17 protein-coding genes are annotated in these 23,015 nt (G+C 72.6%); 8 read left to right on the forward strand and 9 right to left on the reverse strand.

Features of this window, described 5'->3' with window-relative positions; translation table 11 throughout:
• The first annotated feature begins 8 nt into the window (after positions 1–8).
• From nuoL to nuoN, 3 genes are read left to right on the forward strand one after another with little or no spacing between them, the layout of a single operon-like run.
• Positions 9–1,949 carry an NADH-quinone oxidoreductase subunit L gene (gene nuoL, locus IE170_RS04160; RefSeq protein ID WP_189807951.1) on the forward strand — a complete coding sequence of 647 codons (1,941 nt, stop codon included), beginning with the start codon at positions 9–11 and terminating at the stop codon, positions 1,947–1,949.
• Between the two features lies 1 nt (position 1,950).
• Positions 1,951–3,543, forward strand: coding sequence for an NADH-quinone oxidoreductase subunit M (locus IE170_RS04165; protein WP_189807952.1), 1,593 nt, complete (start codon positions 1,951–1,953; stop codon positions 3,541–3,543).
• Positions 3,540–5,195, forward strand: coding sequence for an NADH-quinone oxidoreductase subunit NuoN (nuoN, locus tag IE170_RS04170; RefSeq protein ID WP_189807953.1), 1,656 nt, complete (start codon positions 3,540–3,542; stop codon positions 5,193–5,195). Before IE170_RS04165 ends, nuoN begins: the two co-directional genes overlap by 4 nt.
• 64 nt (positions 5,196–5,259) lie before the next feature.
• Here the strand turns inward: nuoN and IE170_RS04175 are convergent, their stop codons facing one another.
• Both IE170_RS04175 and fahA read right to left on the reverse strand, forming a co-directional pair.
• Positions 5,260–5,868, reverse strand: a complete 609-nt coding sequence (locus tag IE170_RS04175) for a Uma2 family endonuclease (RefSeq protein WP_189808204.1) — start codon at positions 5,866–5,868, stop codon at positions 5,260–5,262.
• Positions 5,869–6,095: 227 nt separating this feature from the next.
• Complete coding sequence (gene fahA, locus IE170_RS04180) at positions 6,096–7,319, reverse strand: fumarylacetoacetase (protein WP_189807954.1); 1,224 nt, start codon at positions 7,317–7,319, stop codon at positions 6,096–6,098.
• A gap of 141 nt (positions 7,320–7,460) precedes the next feature.
• Here fahA and IE170_RS04185 point away from each other — a divergent pair, with 141 nt between their 5' ends.
• Entirely contained in the window at positions 7,461–8,279 is an 819-nt protein-coding gene (locus tag IE170_RS04185; RefSeq protein ID WP_189807955.1) for an HAD family hydrolase, read from the forward strand.
• A gap of 125 nt (positions 8,280–8,404) precedes the next feature.
• Here the strand turns inward: IE170_RS04185 and IE170_RS04190 are convergent, their stop codons facing one another.
• On the reverse strand, positions 8,405–10,432 hold the full coding sequence (locus IE170_RS04190; RefSeq protein ID WP_189807956.1) for a CocE/NonD family hydrolase: 2,028 nt from the start codon (positions 10,430–10,432) through the stop codon (positions 8,405–8,407).
• Between the two features lie 360 nt (positions 10,433–10,792).
• Between IE170_RS04190 and IE170_RS04195 the strand changes: the two genes are divergently transcribed.
• Entirely contained in the window at positions 10,793–11,803 is a 1,011-nt protein-coding gene (locus IE170_RS04195; protein ID WP_114053681.1) for a polyprenyl synthetase family protein, read from the forward strand.
• Positions 11,804–11,992: 189 nt separating this feature from the next.
• Here IE170_RS04195 and IE170_RS04200 read toward each other — a convergent pair whose 3' ends face one another.
• On the reverse strand, positions 11,993–13,876 hold the full coding sequence (locus IE170_RS04200; RefSeq protein WP_189807957.1) for a CLIPPER-2 domain-containing protein: 1,884 nt from the start codon (positions 13,874–13,876) through the stop codon (positions 11,993–11,995).
• 318 nt (positions 13,877–14,194) lie between these two features.
• Here IE170_RS04200 and IE170_RS04205 point away from each other — a divergent pair, with 318 nt between their 5' ends.
• The 3 genes from IE170_RS04205 to IE170_RS04215 all read left to right on the forward strand — a co-directional run bounded on the left by IE170_RS04205 (position 14,195) and on the right by IE170_RS04215 (position 16,139).
• Complete coding sequence (locus IE170_RS04205; RefSeq protein ID WP_189807958.1) at positions 14,195–15,400, forward strand: LolA family protein; 1,206 nt, start codon at positions 14,195–14,197, stop codon at positions 15,398–15,400.
• Positions 15,401–15,522: 122 nt separating this feature from the next.
• Positions 15,523–15,726: a plasmid partition protein ParG gene (locus IE170_RS04210; RefSeq protein WP_114053686.1), complete on the forward strand. Its 204-nt coding sequence runs from the start codon at positions 15,523–15,525 to the stop codon at positions 15,724–15,726.
• Positions 15,723–16,139 carry a hypothetical protein gene (locus tag IE170_RS04215; protein ID WP_223856169.1) on the forward strand — a complete coding sequence of 139 codons (417 nt, stop codon included), beginning with the start codon at positions 15,723–15,725 and terminating at the stop codon, positions 16,137–16,139. Before IE170_RS04210 ends, IE170_RS04215 begins: the two co-directional genes overlap by 4 nt.
• Before the next feature lie 15 nt (positions 16,140–16,154).
• On the opposite strand, the gene IE170_RS04220 is transcribed toward IE170_RS04215, so the two are convergent.
• From IE170_RS04220 to IE170_RS04240, 5 genes are all read right to left on the reverse strand, one after another.
• Positions 16,155–17,471 (reverse strand): M28 family metallopeptidase, encoded by a 1,317-nt coding sequence (locus IE170_RS04220; RefSeq protein WP_189807959.1) that lies wholly within the window; start codon positions 17,469–17,471, stop codon positions 16,155–16,157.
• A gap of 215 nt (positions 17,472–17,686) precedes the next feature.
• On the reverse strand, positions 17,687–18,697 hold the full coding sequence (gene rarD, locus IE170_RS04225) for an EamA family transporter RarD (protein ID WP_189807960.1): 1,011 nt from the start codon (positions 18,695–18,697) through the stop codon (positions 17,687–17,689).
• A gap of 177 nt (positions 18,698–18,874) precedes the next feature.
• Positions 18,875–19,732, reverse strand: coding sequence for an NAD(P)H-binding protein (locus IE170_RS04230; RefSeq protein ID WP_189807961.1), 858 nt, complete (start codon positions 19,730–19,732; stop codon positions 18,875–18,877).
• 188 nt (positions 19,733–19,920) lie between these two features.
• On the reverse strand, positions 19,921–20,988 hold the full coding sequence (locus IE170_RS04235) for a 2-oxoacid:ferredoxin oxidoreductase subunit beta (protein WP_189807962.1): 1,068 nt from the start codon (positions 20,986–20,988) through the stop codon (positions 19,921–19,923).
• Positions 20,981–22,939 (reverse strand): 2-oxoacid:acceptor oxidoreductase subunit alpha, encoded by a 1,959-nt coding sequence (locus IE170_RS04240; RefSeq protein ID WP_189807963.1) that lies wholly within the window; start codon positions 22,937–22,939, stop codon positions 20,981–20,983. The genes IE170_RS04235 and IE170_RS04240 overlap by 8 nt, the downstream gene beginning before the upstream one ends.
• Positions 22,940–23,015 lie beyond the last annotated feature (76 nt).

Raw genomic sequence — 23,015 nt, forward strand, 5'->3', positions numbered from 1 at the left:
CGTACACAGTGGAGAATCTGATTGCGCTGCTCGTGGCGGCGCCCCTGCTCGGAGCGGCGGTGCTGCTGTGCGGCGGCCGGCGCCTCGACAGGGCCGGGCACTGGCTCGGCACCCTGCTCGCGGCCGCCTCCTTCGGCATCGGCGCCGCCCTGTTCGCCGACATGCTGGGCCGCGGCGCCGACGACCGGACCATGCGGCAGCACCTGTACAGCTGGATCCCGGTGGAGGGCTTCCAGGCCGACATCGCATTCCAGCTGGACCAGCTGTCGATGACGTTCGTCCTGCTCATCAGCGGGGTCGGCACGCTGATCCACGTGTACTCGATCGGGTACATGGAGCACGACGAGCGCCGCCGCCGCTTCTTCGGCTATCTCAACCTCTTCCTCGCGGCGATGCTGCTGCTGGTCCTCGCCGACAACTACCTGCTGCTGTACGTCGGCTGGGAGGGCGTCGGCCTCGCCTCGTACCTGCTCATCGGCTTCTGGCAGCACAAGCCCAGCGCGGCGACCGCCGCGAAGAAGGCCTTCCTGGTCAACAGGGTCGGCGACATGGGCCTCTCCATCGCGATCATGCTGATGTTCACCACCTTCGGCACGTTCGCGTTCCGGCCGGTGCTGGCCTCTGCCGGCGAGACCTCCGAGGGCATGCTGACCGCGATCGGGCTGATGCTGCTGCTCGCAGCGTGCGGCAAGTCGGCGCAGGTGCCGCTGCAGTCCTGGCTCGGGGACGCGATGGAGGGCCCGACGCCCGTCTCGGCCCTCATCCACGCGGCGACGATGGTCACCGCCGGCGTGTACCTGATCGTCCGCTCCGGCGCGATCTTCAACGGCGCGCCGGACGCGCAGCTCGTCACGGCGATCGTCGGAGCGGTCACGCTGCTCTTCGGTGCCGTCGTCGGTTGCGCGAAGGACGACATCAAGAAGGCGCTGGCCGGTTCGACCATGTCCCAGATCGGCTACATGGTGCTCGCGGCCGGCCTCGGCCCGATCGGCTACGTCTTCGCGATCATGCACCTGGTGACGCACGGCTTCTTCAAGGCCGGCCTCTTCCTCGGCGCCGGATCCGTCATGCACGGCATGAACGACGAGGTCGACATGCGCAAGTACGGCGGCCTGCGCCGCTACATGCCGGTCACCTTCGTCACGTTCGGCCTCGGCTACCTCGCCATCATCGGCTTCCCCGGCCTGTCCGGCTTCTTCTCCAAGGACCGGATCATCGAGGCGGCCTTCGCCAAGGGCGGCACCGAGGGCTGGATCCTCGGCTCGGTCGCCCTGCTCGGCGCGGCGATCACCGCGTTCTACATGACGCGGGTCATGCTGATGACCTTCTTCGGCGAGAAGCGCTGGCAGCCCGCGCCCGACGCGGACGCCGCCGCGGACGTGGAGCCGTCCGCCGGGCACCGCCCCGGCGAGATGCCGCACCCGCACGAGTCCCCGAAGTCCATGACCGTCCCGATGATCGTGCTGGCCTTCGGGTCCGTCTTCGCCGGCGGGTTCTTCGCCATCGGCGACCGGTTCCTGAACTGGCTGGAGCCGGTCACCGGGTACGAGCACGGGCATCCCCCGGTCAGCGCCCTCACGGTCACCCTGGCCACCATGGCGGTCCTCGCCGTGGGCGTCGCGATCGCCTGGGCGATGTACGGCCGCCGGCCGGTCCCCGTGACCGCCCCGCGCGGCAGCCTGCTCACCCGGGCCGCCCGCCGCGACCTGCTCCAGGACGACTTCAACCACGTCGTGCTGGTGCGCGGCGGGGAGCACCTGACCCGCTCCCTCGTGTACGTCGACCACAGCCTGGTCGACGGCGTGGTCAACGGGACGGCGGCCTCGGTCGGCGGCCTGTCGGGCCGGCTCCGCAAGCTCCAGAACGGCTACGCCCGCAGCTACGCGGTCTCGATGTTCGGAGGGACGGCGATCCTCATCGCCGCGACCCTGCTGATGAGGGCGGTGTGAGATGGATTTCCCGCTTCTGACGGTGACGGCCGCGGTGCCCGCGGCCGGCGCGGTCCTCACGGCGGCCGTCCCGGCCGCCCGCCGGACCGCCGCCAAATGGCTGGCGCTGCTGTTCTCGCTGGCCACGCTCGCCCTGGCGGGGCTCGTCGCGGCCCGCTTCGACCCGGGCGGCGAGCGCTACCAGCTCACCGAGTCCCACGCGTGGATCGCCGACTTCGGGGTCCGCTACGAGCTGGGCGTCGACGGCATCGGCGTCGCACTGATCGGGCTGACCGCCCTGCTGGTGCCGTTCGTCATCGCCGCCGGCTGGAAGGACGCCGACCCGCTGGAGACCCGGTCGCCGAGGTGGCGGCCCACCCAGGGCTTCTTCGCCCTGATCCTGCTGGTCGAGGCGATGGTGATCATCTCGTTCGAGGCCACCGACGTCTTCCTCTTCTACATCTTCTTCGAAGCCATGCTCATCCCGATGTACTTCCTCATCGGCGGCTTCGGGGACCGGGCGCACGCCGGGACCGACGAGAAGGCCGCCGCGCAGCGCTCGTACGCGGCGGTCAAGTTCCTCCTCTACAACCTGGCCGGCGGCCTGATCATGCTGGCCGCGGTCATCGGCCTGTACGTCGTCGCGGGGAACTTCTCCCTCCAGGAGATCACCGCCGCCCGCGCCGCGGGCACCCTGGACATGGCGACCAACACCGAGCGGCTGCTGTTCCTCGGCTTCTTCTTCGCGTTCGCGGTGAAGGCGCCGCTGTGGCCGCTGCACACGTGGCTGCCGAACGCCATGGGCGAGGCCACCGCCCCGGTCGCCGTGCTGATCACCGCGGTCGTCGACAAGGTCGGCACCTTCGCGATGCTCCGCTTCTGCCTCGGCCTGTTCCCCGAGGCGAGCAAGTGGGCCACCCCGGTCGTCCTCGTCCTGGCGCTGGTCAGCATCGTCTACGGCGCGCTCCTCGCGGTCGGGCAGCGGGACATCAAGCGGCTGATCGCGTACGCGTCGATCTCGCACTTCGGCTTCATCATCCTGGGCATCTTCGCGATGACCTCCCAGGGGCAGTCGGGCGCGACGCTGTACATGGTCAACCACGGGCTGTCGACGGCGGCGCTGATGCTGGTCGCCGGATTCCTGATCTCCCGGCGCGGCTCGCGGCTCATCGCCGACTACGGCGGTGTGCAGAAGGTGGCGCCGGTGCTGGCGGGCACGTTCCTGATCGGCGGCCTGGCGACGCTGTCGCTGCCCGGACTCGCGCCGTTCGTCAGCGAGTTCCTCGTCCTGGTCGGCACGTTCTCCCGGTACCCGGTCGCCGGCATCGTCGCCACCCTCGGCATCGTCCTCGCCGCGCTGTACACGCTGGTGCTGTACCAGCGGACGATGACCGGGCCGGTGAAGGAGGAGGTCCGCCGCATGCCGGACCTGCGGCCGCGCGAGCTCCTCGTGGTCGCCCCGCTGATCGCCCTGCTGATCGGGCTGGGCGTGTACCCGAAGCCGCTGACCGAGATCGTCAACCCGGCGGTGGAGCACACCATGTCCGACGTGAAGCAGAAGGACCCCAAGCCCGAGGTGGCGGTCGGGTCCGAGAACGGGGAGGCGGGCCAGTGAGCACCGCAACTGCTGCCCACGGCCTGTGGGCGCTCGCCGCGCAGGCGCCGGTGGACCGGATCCCGGCCCCGCACATCGAGTACGCGCAGCTGTCGCCCACGCTGATCGTGGTGGGCGCGGCGATCCTCGGCATCCTCGTCGAGGCGTTCGTGCCGCGCCGCGGCCGCTATCCGGTCCAGGTGTTCCTCGCCGTCGCCGCGCTCGCCTCCGCCTTCGCGGCGGTCGTCGGGCTCGCCGTCAGCGGGCACGCGGGGGAGAAGGCGCAGATCGCGGCGATGGGGGCCGTCGCCGTCGACGGCCCGGCCCTCTTCCTCCAGGGGACGATCCTGCTGGCGTCGCTCGTCGCGGTGTTCACGTTCGCCGAGCGGCGCCTGGACCCGGCCGCGCACGGCAACCGGGTGGACTCCTTCGCCGCGCAGGCGGCGTCCGTACCGGGCAGCGACAGCGAGAAGGCCGCCGTGAAGGCGGGCTTCACCACCACCGAGGTGTTCCCGCTGGCGATGTTCGCGGTCGCCGGCATGCTGATCTTCCCGGCGGCCAACGACCTGCTGACGCTGTTCGTGGCCCTGGAGGTCTTCTCGCTGCCGCTGTACCTGCTCTGCGCCGTGGCCCGCCGCCACCGGCTCATGTCGCAGGAGGCCGCGGTGAAGTACTTCCTGCTGGGCGCCTTCTCGTCGGCGTTCCTCCTCTTCGGCATCGCCCTGCTCTACGGCTACGCGGGCTCCGTCTCGTACGCGGCCATCGCCGACGTGGTCGACGGCACCACGGCCCACATGGACCCGGCGCTCGCCGACACCATGGGCAACGACGCGCTCCTGCTGATCGGCGGGGCGCTGGTGCTGATGGGGCTGCTGTTCAAGGTGGGCGCCGTGCCGTTCCACATGTGGACCCCGGACGTCTACCAGGGCGCCCCCACGCCGGTGACCGGCTTCATGGCCGCGGCGACCAAGGTGGCCGCGTTCGGCGCGCTCCTGCGGCTGCTGTACGTGGTGCTGCCGGGGCTGCGCTGGGACTGGCGGCCGGTGATGTGGGGCGTGGCGATCGTGACGATGCTGGCCGGCGCGGTGATCGCGGTGACGCAGACCGACGTCAAGCGGCTGCTGGCGTACTCGTCGATCGCGCACGCCGGGTTCATCCTGGCCGGTGTCATCGCGACGTCGGCGGAGGGCGTCCAGTCGGTGCTCTTCTACCTGGGCGCGTACGCGTTCGTCACGATCGGCGCGTTCGCGGTGGTCACGCTCGTCCGCGACGCGGGCGGCGAGGCGACCCACCTGTCGAAGTGGGCCGGGCTGGGGCGGCGTTCGCCGCTGACGGCGGCGGTCTTCGCGGTGTTCCTGCTGGCCTTCGCGGGCATTCCGCTGACCTCCGGGTTCTCCGGGAAGTTCGCGGTGTTCAAGGCGGCGGCGGAGGGCGGCGCGGGAGCGCTGGTCGTGGTCGGCGTCATCTCGTCCGCGATCGCCGCGTTCTTCTACATCCGGGTGATCGTCCTGATGTTCTTCAGCGAGCCGAAGGCGGACGGGCCGACGGTGGCCGTGCCGTCGCCGCTGACGATGACGACGATCGCGGTCGGCGTGGCGGTCACGCTGGTGCTGGGCCTCGCGCCGCAGTACTTCCTGGACCTGGCGGGACAGGCGAGCACGTTCGTGCGCTGACCGGTCGGGTGGCCGCGCCGGGGCCCGGCTCCCTTCGGGGGAGCCGGGCCCCGGTGTGTCTGGTCTATTCGGCGCCGCGACGCTTCGAGGTGATCTCGGTGAGGTCAAGGTCGATGGGGAACGGGACGGCCACCTTCAGTCGTTCGTGGAAGATGCCCGCAGTTCCGTAACTTCCCGTCGACGGGTCCAGTTCGTAGACGTAGACCACGGCGCGACCGTCCTTGTTCTCCACCCGCCAGAAGTGGGTGATGCCGGCGCCTGCGTACTTGACCGGCTTGACGCCACGGTCTCGGCCGGAGGACTCGGGGGAGACGACCTCGATGGCCAGGCAGACGGACTCCGCAGGGAGCCGAGTCTGGTTCAGATCGCCGATCGCGCTCTCGTCCACGACGATGACATCGGGTTCGGGACGGTTGTGACGGTCGATGTCGATCGTGAACTCGCGGAAGACTTCCAGACCCGGTGGCTGCTGATCCTGCAACTGCCAGGTGAAGAAGTTGACCGCGCGCATGTGGAATCGAGTCTGCGGACTCACGAAGACGAGGCTCCCGTCGATCAGCTCCGTGTGCGGAGGCAGGTTGGGAAGCCGGTCGAGGTCGTCAGCCGTCCAACCGCCCTCGGGCGGGACGGGCCAGCGATACGTCGGCTCGAAGTCCTCGGGGTCGACGCTCATAGGTAGTGCTCCCATGCGACGGAGTCTCGCCAGTCCGTCCAGCGTATCGCCGGGGAACGGCGTGGGACCGGCCGCACGTGTGAGCGGGCGGCCGCGTGTTGACCATGTGCCGTTGTCATGGGTGGACGGCATATGCCGCGTCAAGCGGGATCCGTTCCCGGCGGAATCGGCGGGGCGGCGGGGCGGGCCGCCGCCCCGCCGCAGCCGTGCGGGCCGGTGGAGACGGGCTAGCGGGAGGCCACCACGCGGCCCGTGACCTCGCCCAGGCCCACGCGGGTGCCCCCGGGGCCGGGGGCCCAGGCCGTGAGGGTGACCGTGTCGCCGTCCTCCAGGAACGTCCGCTTGCCCTCGGCCAGCTCGATGGCGTCGCGGCCGTTCCACGTCAGCTCCAGCAGGGAGCCGCGCTGGGCGACCTCGGGGCCGCTGACGGTGCCGGAGCCGTACACGTCGCCGGTGCGCAGGGAGGCGCCGTTCACCGTCATGTGGGCCAACTGCTGGGCGGCGGTCCAGTACATCGTCGCGAACGGCGGGTGCGCGACCTCCTGCCCGTTGATGGAGACGGTGATGTGCAGGTCGAAGCCGCCGGGCCGGTCGGCGTCGGCGTCGTCGAGGTAGGGCAGCAGCGGGAAGTCGCGGGCCGGCGGCGCGGTGCGGGCCGCGTCCAGGGCCTCCAGCGGGGTCACCCACGCCGAGACGGAGGTGGCGAAGGACTTGCCGAGGAAGGGGCCCAGCGGGACGTACTCCCAGGCCTGGATGTCGCGCGCGGACCAGTCGTTGAGGAGGAAGAGGCCGAAGACGTGGTCCTCGAAGTCGCCCAGCGCGACGGGGCTGCCCAGCTCGGAGGGGGTGCCGACCAGGAAGCCGACCTCGGCCTCGATGTCGAGCTTGACGGACGGGCCGAAGACCGGCGCCGGGTCGGAGGGGGCCTTGCGCTGCCCGGAGGGGCGGACGACGTCCGTGCCGGAGACCACGATGGTGCCGGAGCGGCCGTGGTAGCCGATCGGCAGGTGCTTCCAGTTGGGGGTCAGCGGCTCGCCGTCGGGGCGGAACATGCGGCCGACGTTGGTGGCGTGGTGCTCGCTGGCGTAGAAGTCGACGTAGTCGGCGACCTCGTACGGCAGGTGCAGGGTGACCGCGTCCAGCGGCAGCAGGTGCGGCTCCACGGCCTCCCGGTGGCCGGGGTCGGTCACCCAGGCCGTCAGGGCGCGGTGTACGTCGCGCCAGGCCGTGCGGCCGGCGGCCAGCAGCGGGTTCAGCGAGGGGTGGCCGAGCAGGCCGGCGTACGGGGAGCCGAGCGCCTCGGCGGCGGCCCCGGCGTCGAGCACGTGCCCGCCGATGCGCACGCCGATCCGGCGGCGGCTGTCGCCGCCGGTGGAGAAGACGCCGTACGGGAGGTTGTGCGGCCCGAACGGGTCGCCCTCGGGGACATCGAGGGGGCTCTGCTGGGGCATGGGGTACTGCCTCGCTTTCGATGCGGCCCGGGGGGTGTCCCGGGGGCTGGTTGACACGTTACGTGGCTGGTGGGGCCTGCGGGAGGCCGGATTCGGGCGCTATTTGTAGGACTTGTCCAACGGGGTCCGTATCCTTGCGCCGTGACTTCCGCCCCGCTTTCGGCCCTCCCCTTCTCTTTGGTCGCCACTGATCTGGACGGGACCCTGCTGCGCGCCGGAGACACCGTCTCCGCCCGCTCGTACACGGCGCTCGCGACGGCGCGCGCTGCGGGCGCGCAGCACATCATCGTCACCGGGCGCCCCGTACCGCAGGTACGCCATGTTCTTGACAGGTTGGGATATACGGGGCTCGCGGTGTGCGGGCAGGGCGCGCAGTTGTACGACACGGCGCGAGGTGCCCTGCTGCACTCCGTCGAAATGGACCGGGAGCTCGCGGAGGTGGCGCTCGGCAAGATCGAGGCCGAGATCGGCGAGGTGTACGCGGCCGTCGACCAGGAGGGGGTCGACGCGGCGATGCTGATAGGGCCCGGCTACCGGATGCCGCACCCGCACCTGCCGACGGTCCGGGTGCCGCGGCGCGCGGACCTGTGGGCGGCGCCGATCACCAAGGTGCTGCTCCAGCACCCGGAGCTGGACGACGACGAGCTGACGCGGCTCGCCCGCGGGGTCGTCGGGCACATGGTCAACGTGACGATGGCGGGGGAGCACACGGTCGAGCTGCAGCCGCCGGGGGTCAGCAAGGCGAGCGGGCTGGCGCTGGCGGCGGAGCTGCTGGGGGTCGGGGGGCCGGGCACGATCGCCTTCGGCGACATGCCGAACGACGTCCCCATGTTCGAGTGGGCCGGATACGGCGTGGCCATGGCCGACGCCCACCGCGAACTCGTCGCCGTCGCCGACGAGGTGACGCTGTCGAACGAGGAGGACGGCATCGCGGTGGTGTTGGAGCGCCTCTACGGCTGATCCTCCGGCGGGCGGCGCGCGGCCCGCGTGACGCGCGCCGGAGGCCGGTGCGCGCCGGGGGCGCGCAGAAAGCCGGCGCGCGGGCCGGGGCCCGGCGGGCCCCGGGCGCCGCCGGGCGCACGGCTTCAGCCCGCCGTGCGCGGGTGGCTCCGGCGCCAGGTGCGGTGGAAGACGGCCTCCCCGCCCTCCCGGCACAGCAGCTCGTCCTCCGTGTGGAAGGCCTCCGCGTCGCAGGACGTCTCCGAGCGGGCCTCCACCACGGTGTCCCAGCCGAGGTCGGGCCGGTGCAGCCGGATCCGCCACGTGCAGCGGACGCGGGCCGACAGGGCGTCGCCGTCGCGGATCGCGTACTCCTCGTCCGCGTCCTCCGCGTACTCCAGCCCGTCCGGGTGGATCCTGCGCCACTCCGGCCGGGGCGCCGCCTGGAGCCGCCACGTCCCGGCCGCGACGTCCCGGACGATCAGCCGCGGCGGGCGCGGCGGGTCGAGGGTCTCCGGGACGACGGCCCCGAGCGGCGGCGCCTGCTCGGGCGGCGCGAAACCGACGCCGGCGTCGGTGTGCGGCGACGGGCCGCGGACCGGCAGGACCAGCGCGCTGCCCGCCGGGTCCAGCGTCCAGCCCGCCTCCGAACCGGCCCGCGGCCACAGCCACGGCCAGTACGCGGAGGAGAGGGCGAGCCGGATGCGGTGCCCCGGCGGGAACGCGTACGCGGCCGCGCCGAGTTCGAAGACGACGTCCTCGTACGCCCCCGCCGGCCACGGCACCGCCTTCTCCGGCCCTAGCCGCGCGGACAGGTTCAGCGCGCCGCGGGTGACCAGCGTCGAGGAGCCGTCCGGGGCGACGTCGCACAGCCGGGCCGCGACCTGCCCGTGCGGGACGTCCATCCGCAGCCGCAGCGTCACCTGCGGCCGGCCCAGCACCTCCACCGGCTCCCCGGCCGCGACCGGGAACTCGAAGCACGCGGACTTCGCGTCCTCCTCCCGCTGGTCGGGCGGCAGGTCGGCGTCGTCGCCGCGCGGGACGAACCGGCCCGCGTCCAGCCCGGTGTGCTGCGGCGAGGCCACCTCCACCGGCTCGCCCCGCAGCGCGTACGTGACCGGCGTGACGGCCGGCGGCGGCCAGGCGGACTCGCCCGCCCACCTCCCCGGCAGCTCCCCGTACGCGGTGGCCGGCGGGCGGGAGGCGCAGATCCAGGCCCGCAGCAGCGGCTCGTCCATCACCCCGTTGGGTGTGTCCCGCAGCCAGTGGTCCCACCAGCGCAGGGTCTCCTGCAGGAAGCCGATCGCCGGCCCCGGCGGCAGCCCGCGGTCGGGGTAGGCATGCGGCCAGGGGCCGAGCAGACCGCGCACCCGGTCGGCGGGCAGGCGGGCCACCAGCCGCAGCACGCTGTCCCGGTACGGGTCGTGCAGGCCGCCCACGGCGAGGACGGCCGCCCGGACGGCGGCGGGGTCCTCGCAGAGCCCGCCGTGCGCCCAGTGGGCGTCCCGGGTCTGGTGGGCCAGCCAGCTGCCGGAGGGCGGTTCGAGCGCGTCCAGCCGCGTCAGCCACTGCTCGCGCCAGTCGCCGCCGGCGTACAGCGGGTCCGGGGGCCGGGCGGCCAGGGCGAGCAGCGCCGCCGACCCGGCGTGCCCGTCCGCGGCGACGACCGAGCCGCCCAGGTAGGGCGCGGCGCCGCCGAAGCCGTCGTCCGCAGCGCACACCGCGACCACGGCGCGCAGCGCGTCGGGCGCGAGGGCGGCGATCCGCAGGGCCAGCGCGCCGGCCCAGGACATGCCGAACATCCCCACGGCCCCCGTGCACCACGGCTGCGCCGCCAGCCAGCGCACCACCGCGACCCCGTCGGCGGCCTCCGGGCCGTCTCCGCCCCTGGCGTACGGCGCGTACGGGCTGCCGGGCACGCCGCCGCTGCAGCCGTGGCCGCGGACGTCCACCCGGACCGAGGCGTAGCCGTGGCCGGCGTACCAGGGGTGGCGGCGGGCGTCGCGGGGAGCGGTGCGGTCGGTCAGCCGGTGGGGCGCGTACTCCAGCAGGGCGGGCACGGCCTCCGGGGTCACCGGACGCCAGATGCGGGCGTACAGGGCGATGCCGTCGGGCATCGGGATCCGGACATCCTCGCGCGCGGTCCCGTAGGGGAAGTCGGTGCGGACGCTCATACGGGGGCCTCCGCCGGGCTCCCGGCCGGTGCGGGACCGCGGTCCGGTCGGCGAGCCGTCCGCCGGGGGCGCGGGCGCGCGGGACCATGGGGGCGGAGGCGGCCGGGGTGTCCGGCTCCGGCGGGCGCCGGCTCCGCGGGCTCCGCCGTGTCGATCACGGGTCTGGGCAAGGCGTGCGCTCCGGTTCTTTCGGCTTTTTCCGAACATACCGGGGCGGATCGGACAGTGTGGGGACGGCGGCGCGACGGGTGCTCTCCGTGATCGAAATCAGACCGGATACGCTGGCTTGAGTGATGGCAGCGACACATCGACAATCCAGGTGATCGTCAGCGTGATCGTCAGCAGACAGGAGTACCCCTCGTGACCGTCGTCGGGCCGTTCGGACTGAGCGTGCGGGACCAGGCTCTTGAGGCCGATGTCCAGGCCGGACTGGCCGCCGTCGAGGCGGGTCTGCTGGAGGCCACCAAGAGCGAAGTCCCCTTCATCACCGAGGCCGCGCAGCACCTGGTCAAGGCCGGCGGCAAGCGGTTCCGGCCGCTGCTGGTGATGCTCGCCGCCCAGTTCGGCGACCCGTACGCGCCCGGGGTCGTGCCCTCAGCGGTCGTCGTCGAGCTGACCCACCTGGCCACGCTCTACCACGACGACGTGATGGACGAGGCGGACGTGCGCCGCGGCGTGCCCAGCGCCAACGCCCGCTGGGGCAACTCCGTCGCCGTCCTCACGGGTGACTTCCTCTTCGCCCGCGCCTCGCACATCCTCGCCGACCTCGGCCCCGAGGCCGTGCGCATCCAGGCCGAGGCCTTCGAGCGCCTCGTGACGGGCCAGATCCTGGAGACGGCCGGCCCGCGCGACGGCCGCGACCCGGTCGCCCACTACCTCGACGTCATCGCCGGCAAGACCGGCTCCCTGATCGCCGTCTCCGGCCGGTTCGGCGCGCTGATGTCCGGCGCCGACGACTCCGTCGTCGACATCCTCACCCAGTACGGCGAGCGCCTCGGCACCGCGTTCCAGCTCGCCGACGACGTCCTCGACATCGCCTCCGACTCGCACGAGTCCGGCAAGACTCCGGGGACCGACCTGCGCGAGGGCATCCCGACGCTGCCCGTGCTGCTGCTGCGCGAGCGGGCCGAGCAGGGCGGCGACCCCGCCGACCTGGACCTCGTACGCCTCCTCGACGGCGACCTCGCCGACGACGCCCGGCACGCCGAGGTCCTCGCCCGGCTGCGGGTCCACCCCGCGCTGGAGCAGGCACGCCGCGACACCGTCCGCTACGCGCAGGAGGCCCGGGCCACGCTCGCGCCCCTGCCGGAGTGCTTCGCGAAGTCGGCCCTGGAGGAACTCTGCGACGCGGTGGTCCACCGCGCGGGCTGAGGCTCAGGCGCGGGCGGGCCCCGACAGCGAGTCGGACGCCGCCTGGCCCGGTCGTCCTGACGGGGCGCTCATCGCCACGGCCGAGCCCGGACGGTGGAGTGGTGAGGCGGTTCGGGTGCTGAATCTGACGTCCTGACAGGGACGGCCCCCCGGGCCGCCGGGGGCGGTCCGGGGGGGCTCGGCGGGGTGTCAGCTGCAGGGCGGGATCGCGGAGTCGGCCTGGGCGTGGCGGGCGGGGATCCAGCCGCGGCCGTCGGCGAGGCGGTACCAGACCGGGTCGCCCTCGACGTCCTCGCCTTCCGTCCGGCAGACCACCGACGTGTGGGCGTGCGCCTTGAGCGTGCCGGTGGGCTCCTGGTCGGTGCCCGGGCCGCTGTGGATCTGCACCGGCTTCTTGGACGCGATCTTCACCTTGTGGCGTTCGACGTGCGAGCAGTCGTCCTTGCAGGGGCAGGCCACCAGGGTGACCCGGTTGCTCGTCGCGGTCACCGTCGTGCCGTCGGGGCCCCGGCCGGTGGCGGTCGCCGTGTTCCTGATGCGGCCGGCCTTCACGTCGGCCCCGGTCGTCGTGTAGGTGGCGGTGCAGGTCATCGACGCCCCCGGGGCCAGGGTGGTGGCGGGGCAGGTGACCGGCGGGGTGCCGGGGCCGTCGTCGGTGAGGTGGATGTCGCCGACCGGCACGGTGCCCGTGTTCGTCACCTCGAAGGTGTAGTGCAGGACCTCGCCGGCCTTCGTGAAGGCGGTCTCCTCGACGTCCTTGCGGATCCGCAGCCTCGGCTCGGCGGACGTGACGGGCACGGTGACCGTGCACCTGCCCGCCGCGGTGCAGGTGCCGCCCTGGGCGGTGGGGGTGACGGTGTTGCGGAGGCCGTGGTCGCCGGCGGTCGGCGAGTCGACCCGGACCTGGTAGGTCACCGTGGCCGTGGCCTGCGGGGCCAGCAGCCCGCTCCAGGTCAGCGCCTGGCCGTTCAGCGCGGCCGTCCCCGTCGACGCGGTCACCGAACCCGGGACGACGGCGCCGTCGTCGAGGATTCCGGACAGGTCGTCGCCGAAGGCGGCGTTGGCCAGGACACCGCCGGTGTTGGTCACCGTGACGGTGTAGGCGACGGTGTCGCCGGGGTCCACGGGCCCGGCGGTCGACGCGGCCTTCTCCACCGTGTACGCGGGCTCGGGGCACTGCCCGGCGTCCTGGAACGCGGTGGCCCCGTAGAAGGGGTTGCCGGTGGCCTCGACGACGGTGACCGGCAGCGGCTCCGCCGACTCCGCCGTCGGCAGGCCGGTGAGCCGGTAGACGTCCCCGGCCGAGCCGAACGCGTACACGCTGCCGCCGGACAGTGCGCCCCCGAACATCTGGGGGATCGTCCCGATCTGGGTCACGGTGTTGTCGGGGTGGATGCGGAACACCGCGGACGGCGCGCTCGGGCGGCCCGCGGGCGAGGCGAAGGCCAGGACGTCGCCGTCCTCCAGCGTCAGGAAGTCGCCCGCGGAGACGAATCCGGCGGGGAACGCGTACGGCGCCGCGCTGCTCGCGCCGGTGGCCGGATCGATGAGGAAGATCCGGCTGGTCCCGAAGGAGCCGGCGATCAGCAGGCCGTCCGCCCGCGCGGTGAGCCCGTTGACCGCGGACGAGCCCTGCGCGCTCAGGTCCGCGATCGGGCCGGTGACCGGGACGCTCGCGGTCTCCGCCCCGGTCACCGGGTCGAGGGTGTGGAGCGTGGTCGAGCCGGCTCCGGGGAAGTCGACCCCGTACAGCCTGGTGCCGTCCGCGCTGAAGGCGATGTCGCCGTAGTCGCGGACCGCCGCGGTGGAGGAGAGGACGTTGCCCTCCGTGTCGTACTGGATGAGCCGGCGGGCGGCGCCGCCGGTGTTCGCCCACAGCGGGCTGGGCGGACAGTCCGCCAGCGCCGCCCGGGCGCCGTCGGCCGGGGTGCCCGCCACCGCATGCCGCGCCGGGGCCGGCCGGGCGGCGGCCTGAGAGCCCAGCAGCACTCCGGTGCCCGTCATCCCCAGGACCAGGGCGACGGCCGCAGCCGTCAGCCGGTGCCGCGAGGCACCTCGTGGGAGCAGGGTCATCAGTCCTCCACATCTCACTGCGGCGCCGCGTCGGCGTCGCGCCGGACCCGCCGTCCGCCGGGGGCCGGTGGAGATTTACTCACGCCATAAGCCGTGAAGAAGGCATATGACACATAAACGGATCATCAGCACCCACGTGGAGTACCGCGGCCCCCGTCCCCTACGGGTGGGGGAGGGGGAGCCCGCGCCGTGTCATCCCCTGGGCGTACGCGCAGTTGAGTCCGAGGGGTGACGCCCCGGACCCCGCCCGTTTGGTCATATGGAGACACCCCACCGGCAGCGACGAAGAGCCCCCGTAGACGAAGAGGCAGGGCAGACATGGCAACGAACGACAAGACCCGCAAGGCCGCCCGGTACGCCGTACCGGTCGCGGTGGCGGGTGTGGCCGCCGCGACCGTGGCGATGGTCCCGGCCTTCGCGAACGCCGGCAGCCCCGAGCTGCCGCAGGTGACGGCCCAGCAGCTGATCGAGAAGATCGCCGCGTCCGACGTGCAGCAGTTCTCCGGCAGCGCGAAGATCACCACGGACCTGGGGCTGCCGTCCTTCGCGAGCGGCCTGCTCGGCGGCGGCGGTGGCGTCGCGGGCGGCTCGGCCGACCCGCAGGAGAAGCTCGCGCAGCTGGCGAACGGCACGCACACGCTGCGCGTCGCGGCCGACGGCCCCGACCGCCAGAAGCTGACGTTCGTCGACGGCAAGGACGAGTACAGCCTGATCCACAACGGCGCCGAGGTCTGGGCCTACGACAGCAAGGCCAACGAGGTCTGGCACGAGAAGGACGCCGGGGCGGGCGGGGCGTCCGGCCGGGACCACCGCAAGACGGCCGACCGGGCCGGCGCCTCTCCGCAGCAGGTGGCCAAGGAGGTGCTGGAGGCCGCCGGCCCGACCACCGAGGTCAGCGTCGGCGAGAGCGCCCAGGTCGCCGGCCGCGACGCCTACCAGCTGGTTCTCAAGCCCAAGCACGGCGGCTCGACCCTCTCCTCCGCCAAGATCGCGGTCGACGCGCAGAACGGCGTGCCGCTGCGCGTCCAGGTGCTCTCGGTCGAGGGCGGCAAGCCGATCCTGGACGCCGGCTTCACGAAGGTCGACTTCGCCAAGCCCGCCGCGGACACCTTCGCCTTCACCGCGCCCAAGGGCGCCAAGGTCACCGAGGGCGCGCCCGGCGGCCGCGGACCGGGCCACGAGAAGGAGTTCAAGGGCCTGGAGTCCTTCCCCGGCCTGGAGGCCGTCACCGGCGGCGCCGGCGCCGCCGGCCCCTCGAAGGTGATAGGCGAGGGCTGGTCGGCGATCGCCCGGATCGACACCGGCGCGGGCAAGGGCCTGAAGGACATCGAGAACGACAAGAACGCGCCGAAGGAGGCCAAGCAGTTCCTGGACTCCCTGGGCGACAAGGTGAAGGGCTCCTTCGGTGAGGGCCGCATCTTCAAGACCCGCGTGGTCAACGCCCTGATCACCGACGACGGCCGCGTCTACGCGGGCGCCGTCACCAAGGACGCGCTGCTGAAGGCCGCGAACGCCGATAAGTAACCGGAAGCGGCAGCCGTACGGGCCGCGGGGCGCACACCAGGGGTGGGCGGGGGCTTGTGTCCCCGCCCACCCCTGGCCCGTTCCGGCCCCGCGTACAGCGGGGCCGCTGTACCGTGTCAGGCATGTCGAGACACGTCACCATCCGCCTGGACGAGGAGTTCCACGACCGCCTGAAGGCGCGAGCGGCGGCCATGGGGACGACGGTCACCGCCCTGATCACCGAGGTCACGGAGCGGGAGCTCGACGAGGACCGGAGCAACTTCCTCTCCGGGATAGAGGAGTTCGCCGTCCACTGGGGCTACTTCCAGGAGCGGTTCGGCAATTGAAGATCACCATGGAGTGGGCCTGGACCGCTCTGGCCCACCATCTGCCGTCGGATCCCGCCGTGTGGGATCCCTCAGGGGTGGCCGCCGCCGTCGCCCGCCACCAGAACGACCTCGTCCTGGTGCCCGAACAGCCCGCCCCGGACACCGCGTGGCGGGCCGCTGCGTTCCTGCACACCCTCGCGGTGTGCCCGGCGCTCGAATCACCGATGAACGAGTTCTACGCGGCCGCCGCCACCCGCTCCTACCTGCGCGTCGCCGGGGCGAAGCAGCTGCCCTCGCCCGAGGAGCTCGGCGACCTCGTGGAGGCGGCGAAGCTCGGCCGGGCCGACGTCGCGGCCGTGGCCGAGGAGCTGCGCGCCCTCATCCGGGAGCCGCTCGACGCCTCCCCGGGACCGCGCGGCGGGGAGGCGTAGAGCGAGGGGGCGCCGTCAGAAGGTGATCTTCCAGCTGTTGATGTAGCCGACGTCCTGCGCGGCGGCGTCCCTGACCCGGAGGTTCCACACGCCGTTGGCCGTCTCGGAGGAGGCGTTGACCGTGTAGGAGCCGACGATGTTGTCGGTGCCGCCGCCGCTGCGGTTGTGCAGGTTGTAGACGCTGCCGTCCGGGGCGACCAGGTCGACGACGAGGTCGCCGCGGTAGGTGTGGACGATGTTGACGTCCACCTTCGTGGTGGCCGGCGCGTTGCCCGTGACCCCCGACACGGTGATCGGCGAGTTCGCCGCGGAGCCCGGGTAGTCCGGGATGTTCACGTCGGCGGTGTTCTCGAACGACGGGCCCGGCGGGACCGGGGTGGAGGCGCCCAGGTGCCAGATCGCGTAGGCGATGGCGTCGCTGTTGCGGTCCAGGGCGGTGTCGTTGATGGCCGAGGTGGTGTCGCAGGAGGAGTGGTAGCAGCGGTCGAAGGCCTGGCCGGCCGTGCCGCCCCACTTCTGCGCCTGCGCCGACGTCTTGGTGCGGCTGGCGCCGGTGAACAGGCCGCCGACCGGGATGCCGACGTTCTTGAAGGAGGCGTGGTCGGAGCGCCCGTCGCCCTCGGTCTCGATCTCCGTGGGGATGCCGATGCCGGAGAAGTAGTTCTTGAAGGTCTGCTCGATCGCCGGGTCGTCGTCGTAGACGAAGTAGCCCGCGTTCGAGGAGCCGATCATGTCGAAGTTCAGGTAGCCGGAGAACTTCGCGCGCTCGGCGGAGGGCAGGTTGTTGACGTAGTGCTTCGACCCGACGAGGCCGAGCTCCTCCGCACCCCACCAGCCGAACCGCAGGTGCTTGGTGGGCTGCAGCTGGGCGCGCGAGACGGCCAGGGCGGCCTCCAGGACGGCCGCGGAACCGGAGCCGTTGTCGTTGATGCCGGGGCCCGAGCTGACCGAGTCCAGGTGCGCGCCGGCCATCAGCACCGACTCCGGGTCGCCGCCCGGCCAGTCGGCGATGAGGTTGTAGCCGGTGGTGCCGTTGTACGTGAAGGTCTGCACCGTCGTGGTGAAGCCGGCAGCGTCCAGCTTGCCCTTCACGTAGTCGATCGAGGCCTTGTAGCCGGCCCTGCCGTGGGCGCGGTTGCCGCCGTTGTTGGTGGCGATCGTCTGGAACTGCGACAGGTGGGCCTTGACGTTGGCCAGCGGGATGTCGGGCGGCGTGGGGGCCGCGGCCGCCGCGGTCGGGACGGCTTGTGCGGCCGGCGCGGTGGCGGCGAACAGGCCGGCGAGCGCGAGCGCGGTCGCGGCGGCAAGACGCCTGGAGACGGACAGGCTCATGTGGGGGCTCCGGGAATTCCGTTGGGGATTGAACGGAACGTGCGGGGATGGCGCGAGTGAGCAGTCGTGCGTCAGTGCGAGCCCGATGTTGAGTGAGGGTATGACCATCCGTCAAGACCGCGATCCGGTCAGGGTCGTTCGGAAAACGGACGATCCCCGTCACGCGGGTGGCGTGACGGGGATCGCGGGAGCCGTGGGGCGCGGGGGGCGCGGTCCTACGCGCGCTCGGGTGCCGGGGCGGCCGGCGCCGCCGCGGCCGCGGAAGCGGAAGGCGCGGGCGCGGGGGCCGGCAGGGGCGCGGAATCGGCGGCCGCCGCCCCGGCGGCCATCAGGCGGGCTCGCGAGGCGCGGGCCGTGCGCAGGGCGTCCCAGGTCAGCACGGCGAGCGCGGCCCAGACGAGGGAGAAGCCGATCCAGCGCTCCGTCGGCATGGCCTCGTGGAAGTAGAGGACGCCGAGGGCGAACTGGAAGACGGGTGCGAGGTATTGGAGCAGGCCGAGCGTGGACAGCGGGACGCGGATCGCGGCCGCCCCGAAGAACACCAGCGGCACAGCGGTCACGAGCCCCGTCGAGGCCAGGAGCGCCGAGTGCGCGAAGCCCTCGGAGCCGAAGGCGGCCTGCCCCTGCAGGCCGAGCCAGACCAGGTAGGCGAGGGCGGGCGGGAAGAGCAGGGCGGTCTCGGCGGCCAGCGATTCGACGCCGCCCATGTTGAGCTTCTTCTTGATCAGACCGTACGCGGCGAAGGAGAAGGCGAGGACCAGGGAGATCCACGGCGGGCGCCCGTATCCGACCGCGAGCACCACCACGGCGGCGAAGCCGATCCCGACCGCTGCCCACTGGGCGCGGCGCAGCCGCTCGCCGAGGAGGATGACGCCGATGGCGATGGTGACGAGCGGGTTGATGAAGTAGCCGAGGCTGGACTCGACGACCGCGCCGTTGTTGACCGCCCAGATGTACAGGCCCCAGTTCACGGAGATCACCGAGGCGGCGAGCGCGGTCAGGCCGAGCTTGCGGGGCTGCCGCGCGAGGTCGCGTATCCACCCCCAGCGGCGCAGGGCCAGCAGCAGTACGCCGACCACGGCCAGTGACCACACCATGCGGTGGGCCAGGATCTCGACCGCCCCGGCGGGCTTGAGGAGCGGCCAGAAGAGGGGCACCAGGCCCCATAGTCCGTACGCGCCGAATCCGTAGAGCAGACCCGTGCGCTGCTCGCTTTCCGCCTTCACGAAGGCCTCCCGTCGCATTCCGGCCAACCTCACGACGAACTTAACGCCGCGGAGCCCGGATGTCATGCCCGTAAGGGCGAGATACTCATGACAGATCCGGGGCCTTGTGCGGCCGGCGCCGGGCGGACTCACGAATTCCGCCCGGCGGAGGCCGGCCTGCGCGGTGCGCGCGGCGGGTCAGCCCGCCAGGGCGGCGGAGATCGCGGCGGAGATCGGCGTGGTGGGCCGGCCGATCAGCCGGGACAGGTCGCCGCCGGTGTGGGCGAGGCGGCCGCGGGAGATCGCCGCGTCCACGTCGACGAGGAGCGCCGCGAAGCCCTCGGGTACGCCTGCGCCGGTCAGGACCGAAAGGTGGGCGTCGGCCGGCAGCTCGGCGTACGCGACCTCGCGGCCGGACTGGGCGGCGACCTCGGCCGCGTACTCGGCGAGGCTCCAGGCGGTGTCGCCCGAGAGCTCGTAGACCTTGTTCTCGTGGCCGTCGCCGGTCAGGACGGCCGCTGCTGCGGCGGCGTAGTCGGCGCGGGCCGCGGAGGCGACGCGCCCGTCGCCCGCGCTGCCGACGACGGCGCCGTGCTCCAGGACCCCGGCCAGGTGGCCCGTGTAGTTCTCGTGGTACCAGCCGTTGCGCAGGAAGGTGTGGGGCAGGCCCGAGTCGAGGATGGCCTGCTCCGTGGCCTTGTGCTCCGCCGCCAGCTCGAAGTCGGCCTCCGGGCCGCCGAGGATGCCGGTGTAGGCGAGGAGGGACACGCCGGCGGCCTTCGCCGCGGCGATGACGGCGGTGTGCTGCGGGATGCGGCGGCCCACCTCGCTGCCGGAGATCAGCAGGACGCGGTCGCCCCGGCGGAAGGCGCCGGCCAGGCTCTCGGGGGAGTCGTAGTCGGCGATGCGGATCTCCACCCCGCGCCCGGCCAGGTCGGCGGCCTTCGCCGCATCCCGGACGACGGCGGCCACCTCGGCCGCGGGGACCCGGCGCAGCAGCTCCTCGACGACGAGGCGGCCGAGGGCTCCGGTGGCTCCGGTGACGACGATGCTCATGGCGGGTGCTCCCTTGCAGTGGGGCGCGGGGCGTCTCCCCGGCTCACACACCACCTTACGGAAAGCGCTAACTTTTTGAAAGTGCAACGCGTGGTGAGCCCGATCGGGCACGCGGCGGGCGCCGCCCACGACGAAGCCCGGAGCTCCTGGGAGGGAGCCCCGGGCCGGGGGAGCGGCGTGCCGACGGTTCAGCCGACGACGGTCCAGGTGTCGTTGCCCGCGAGCAGCGCGGCGAGGTCGCCTTCGCCCTTGGCCGCGGCGGCCGTCTCCAGCTGCTCGGCCATGAGCGTGTCGTACACGGGCCGCTCCACGCTGCGGAAGACGCCGATCGGCGTCTGGTGCAGCGTGTCCGGGTCGGCCAGCCGGGACAGGGCGAACGCGGTGGTCGGGCTCGCCGTCCGGGCGTCGTGGACGAGGACGCGCGCCTCGTTCTCCGCGGTGACCTCGACGACCTCCAGGTCCCCGGTCGCCGGATCGCGTACGACCCCCTTGCGGCCGCCCGCCCCGAAGCGGATCGGCTGCCCGTGCTCCAGGCGGATCACCGCCTCCTCGGCCCGGTCCTTGTCCTTCAGGGCGTCGAAGGCGCCGTCGTTGAAGATGTTGCAGTTCTGGTAGATCTCCACCAGCGCCGTGCCCGGGTGGTCCGCGGCCGCCCGCAGCACCTCGGTGAGGTGCTTGCGGTCGGAGTCGACCGTGCGCGCCACGAACGACGCCTCCGCGCCCAGCGCCAGCGACACCGGGTTGAAGGGCGCGTCGAGGGAGCCCATCGGCGTCGACTTGGTGATCTTGCCGAGCTCGGAGGTGGGGGAGTACTGCCCCTTCGTCAGCCCGTAGATCCGGTTGTTGAACAGCAGGATCTTGAGGTTGACGTTCCGCCGCAGCGCGTGGATCAGGTGGTTGCCGCCGATGGACAGCGCGTCGCCGTCGCCGGTGACGACCCACACCGACAGGTCGCGCCGGGAGGTGGCCAGCCCCGTCGCGATGGCGGGGGCGCGGCCGTGGATGGAGTGCATCCCGTAGGTGTTCATGTAGTACGGGAAGCGCGAGGAGCAGCCGATGCCGGAGACGAAGACGATGTTCTCCCGCGCCAGCCCGAGCTCCGGCATGAAGCCCTGCACCGCGGCCAGCACGGCGTAGTCGCCGCAGCCGGGGCACCAGCGGACCTCCTGGTCGGACTTGAAGTCCTTCATCGACTGGCGGGCCTCGGCCCGGGGGACCAGCGAGAGCAGGCCCGCCGTGTCGGTCGCCTCAGTCATTGATGGCCTCCTCCAGTACCTTCGCGAGCTGCTCCGCCTTGAACGGCATGCCGTTGACCTGCGTGTACGAGCGGGCGTCGACCAGGTAGCGGGCCCGCAGCAGGGTCGCGAGCTGCCCGAGGTTCATCTCCGGCACCACGACCGTGTCGTAGCGCCGCAGCACCTCCCCGAGGTTTCCCGGGAAGGGGTTGAGGTGGCGCAGGTGCGCCTGGGCGACCGGCAGGCCGGAGTAGCGCAGCCGGCGGACGGCGGCCGTGATCGGGCCGTACGTGGAGCCCCAGCCGATGACCAGGGTCCGCGCGCCGTCGGGGTCGTCGACCTCCAGGTCGGGGACCTCGATGCCGTCGACCTTGGCCTGGCGGGTGCGGACCATCAGGTCGTGGTTGGCGGGGTCGTAGGAGATGTTCCCCGTGCCGTCCTGCTTCTCGATGCCGCCGATGCGGTGCTCCAGGCCGGGCGTGCCCGGGACGGCCCACGGGCGGGCCAGCGTCCCGGGGTCCCGCTTGTAGGGCCAGAAGACCTCGGTTCCGTCCCCGAGGGTGTGGTTCGGCCCGTCGGCGAAGGCGACCCGCAGGTCGGGCAGCTCCTCCTGGTCGGGGATCCGCCACGGCTCGGAGCCGTTGGCGAGGTACCCGTCGGACAGCAGGAACACCGGCGTCCGGTACGTGAGCGCGATGCGGGCCGCGTCCAGGGCCGCGGCGAAGCAGTCCGCCGGGGTGCGCGGGGCCACGATCGGCACCGGTGCCTCGCCGTTGCGCCCGTACATGGCCTGCAGCAGGTCCGCCTGCTCCGTCTTGGTCGGCAGGCCCGTGGAGGGGCCGCCGCGCTGGATGTCCACGATCAGCAGCGGCAGCTCCAGGGAGACCGCCAGGCCGATCGTCTCCGACTTCAGCGCCACGCCCGGACCCGACGTGGTGGTGACGCCGAGCGCACCGCCGAAAGCCGCGCCGAGCGCCGCACCGATGCCGGCGATCTCGTCCTCGGCCTGGAAGGTCCGCACGCCGAAGTTCTTGTGCCGGCTCAGCTCGTGCAGGATGTCCGAGGCCGGGGTGATCGGGTACGAGCCGAGGTAGAGCGGCAGGCCGGCCTGCCGGCCCGCGGCGATCAGCCCGTACGACAGGGCGAGGTTCCCGGAGATGTTGCGGTAGGTGCCGGTCGGGAACGCGCGGGTGGCCGGGGCCACCTCGTAGGAGACCGCGAAGTCCTCGGTGGTCTCGCCGAAGTTCCAGCCCGCGCGGAACGCCGCGACGTTCGCCTCGGCGATGTCCGGCTTCTTGGCGAACTTCCGGCGCAGGAAGTCCTCCGTGCCCTCGGTCGGCCGGTGGTACATCCAGCTCAGCAGGCCCAGCGCGAACATGTTCTTGCTGCGCTCGGCCTCCTTGCGGGAGAGCCCGAAGTCCTTCAGCGCCTCGACCGTGAGCGTCGTCAGCGGCACCGGGTGGATGTTGTACGCGCCCAGGGAGCCGTCTTCCAGCGGCGAGGTCTCGTAGCCGACCTTCGCCATCGGGCGCTTGGTGAATTCATCGGTATTGATGATGATCTCCGCGCCGCGCGGAACATCGGCGATGTTCGCCTTCAACGCGGCCGGATTCATCGCCACCAGCACGTTCGGGGCGTCGCCCGGCGTGAGGATGTCGTGGTCCGCGAAATGCAACTGGAACGAGGAGACGCCGGGCAGGGTGCCGGCGGGGGCCCGGATCTCGGCCGGGAAGTTCGGCAGGGTGGAGAGGTCGTTCCCGAAGGCCGCCGTCTCCGAGGTGAACCTGTCGCCGGTGAGCTGCATGCCGTCCCCCGAGTCACCCGCGAAGCGGATGATCACCCGGTCGAGGCGGCGCACCTCCTTGCCGCCGCCGCCCGGGCCCGGGGGCGTCCTCTGCTCGCCGACGACTGCCGGCTCGGCGCCGCCGGCCCCGTCGGCCTGCTCGGCTGGGCTACTGACCTGACTGGTCACTGAACTGGACCTCCTTCGAGGCGTGGCGTTGCCGCTCCACAGCCCACCCTACGACGCCGGGCCTGCCCATATCGGG

The organism is Streptomyces toxytricini (assembly GCF_014649915.1).
Lineage (GTDB): Bacteria > Actinomycetota > Actinomycetes > Streptomycetales > Streptomycetaceae > Streptomyces > Streptomyces toxytricini.

Coding starts and splice junctions, on each gene's coding strand:
- IE170_RS04165 (WP_189807952.1), top strand. CDS start 1,951: ATGGATTTCCCGCTTCTGACGGTGACGGCCGCGGTGCCCGCGGCCGGC.
- IE170_RS04175 (WP_189808204.1), bottom strand. CDS start 5,868: ATGAGCGTCGACCCCGAGGACTTCGAGCCGACGTATCGCTGGCCCGTC.
- fahA (WP_189807954.1), bottom strand. CDS start 7,319: ATGCCCCAGCAGAGCCCCCTCGATGTCCCCGAGGGCGACCCGTTCGGG.
- IE170_RS04190 (WP_189807956.1), bottom strand. CDS start 10,432: ATGAGCGTCCGCACCGACTTCCCCTACGGGACCGCGCGCGAGGATGTC.
- IE170_RS04200 (WP_189807957.1), bottom strand. CDS start 13,876: ATGACCCTGCTCCCACGAGGTGCCTCGCGGCACCGGCTGACGGCTGCG.
- IE170_RS04205 (WP_189807958.1), top strand. CDS start 14,195: ATGGCAACGAACGACAAGACCCGCAAGGCCGCCCGGTACGCCGTACCG.
- IE170_RS04210 (WP_114053686.1), top strand. CDS start 15,523: ATGTCGAGACACGTCACCATCCGCCTGGACGAGGAGTTCCACGACCGC.
- IE170_RS04220 (WP_189807959.1), bottom strand. CDS start 17,471: ATGAGCCTGTCCGTCTCCAGGCGTCTTGCCGCCGCGACCGCGCTCGCG.
- IE170_RS04230 (WP_189807961.1), bottom strand. CDS start 19,732: ATGAGCATCGTCGTCACCGGAGCCACCGGAGCCCTCGGCCGCCTCGTC.
- IE170_RS04235 (WP_189807962.1), bottom strand. CDS start 20,988: ATGACTGAGGCGACCGACACGGCGGGCCTGCTCTCGCTGGTCCCCCGG.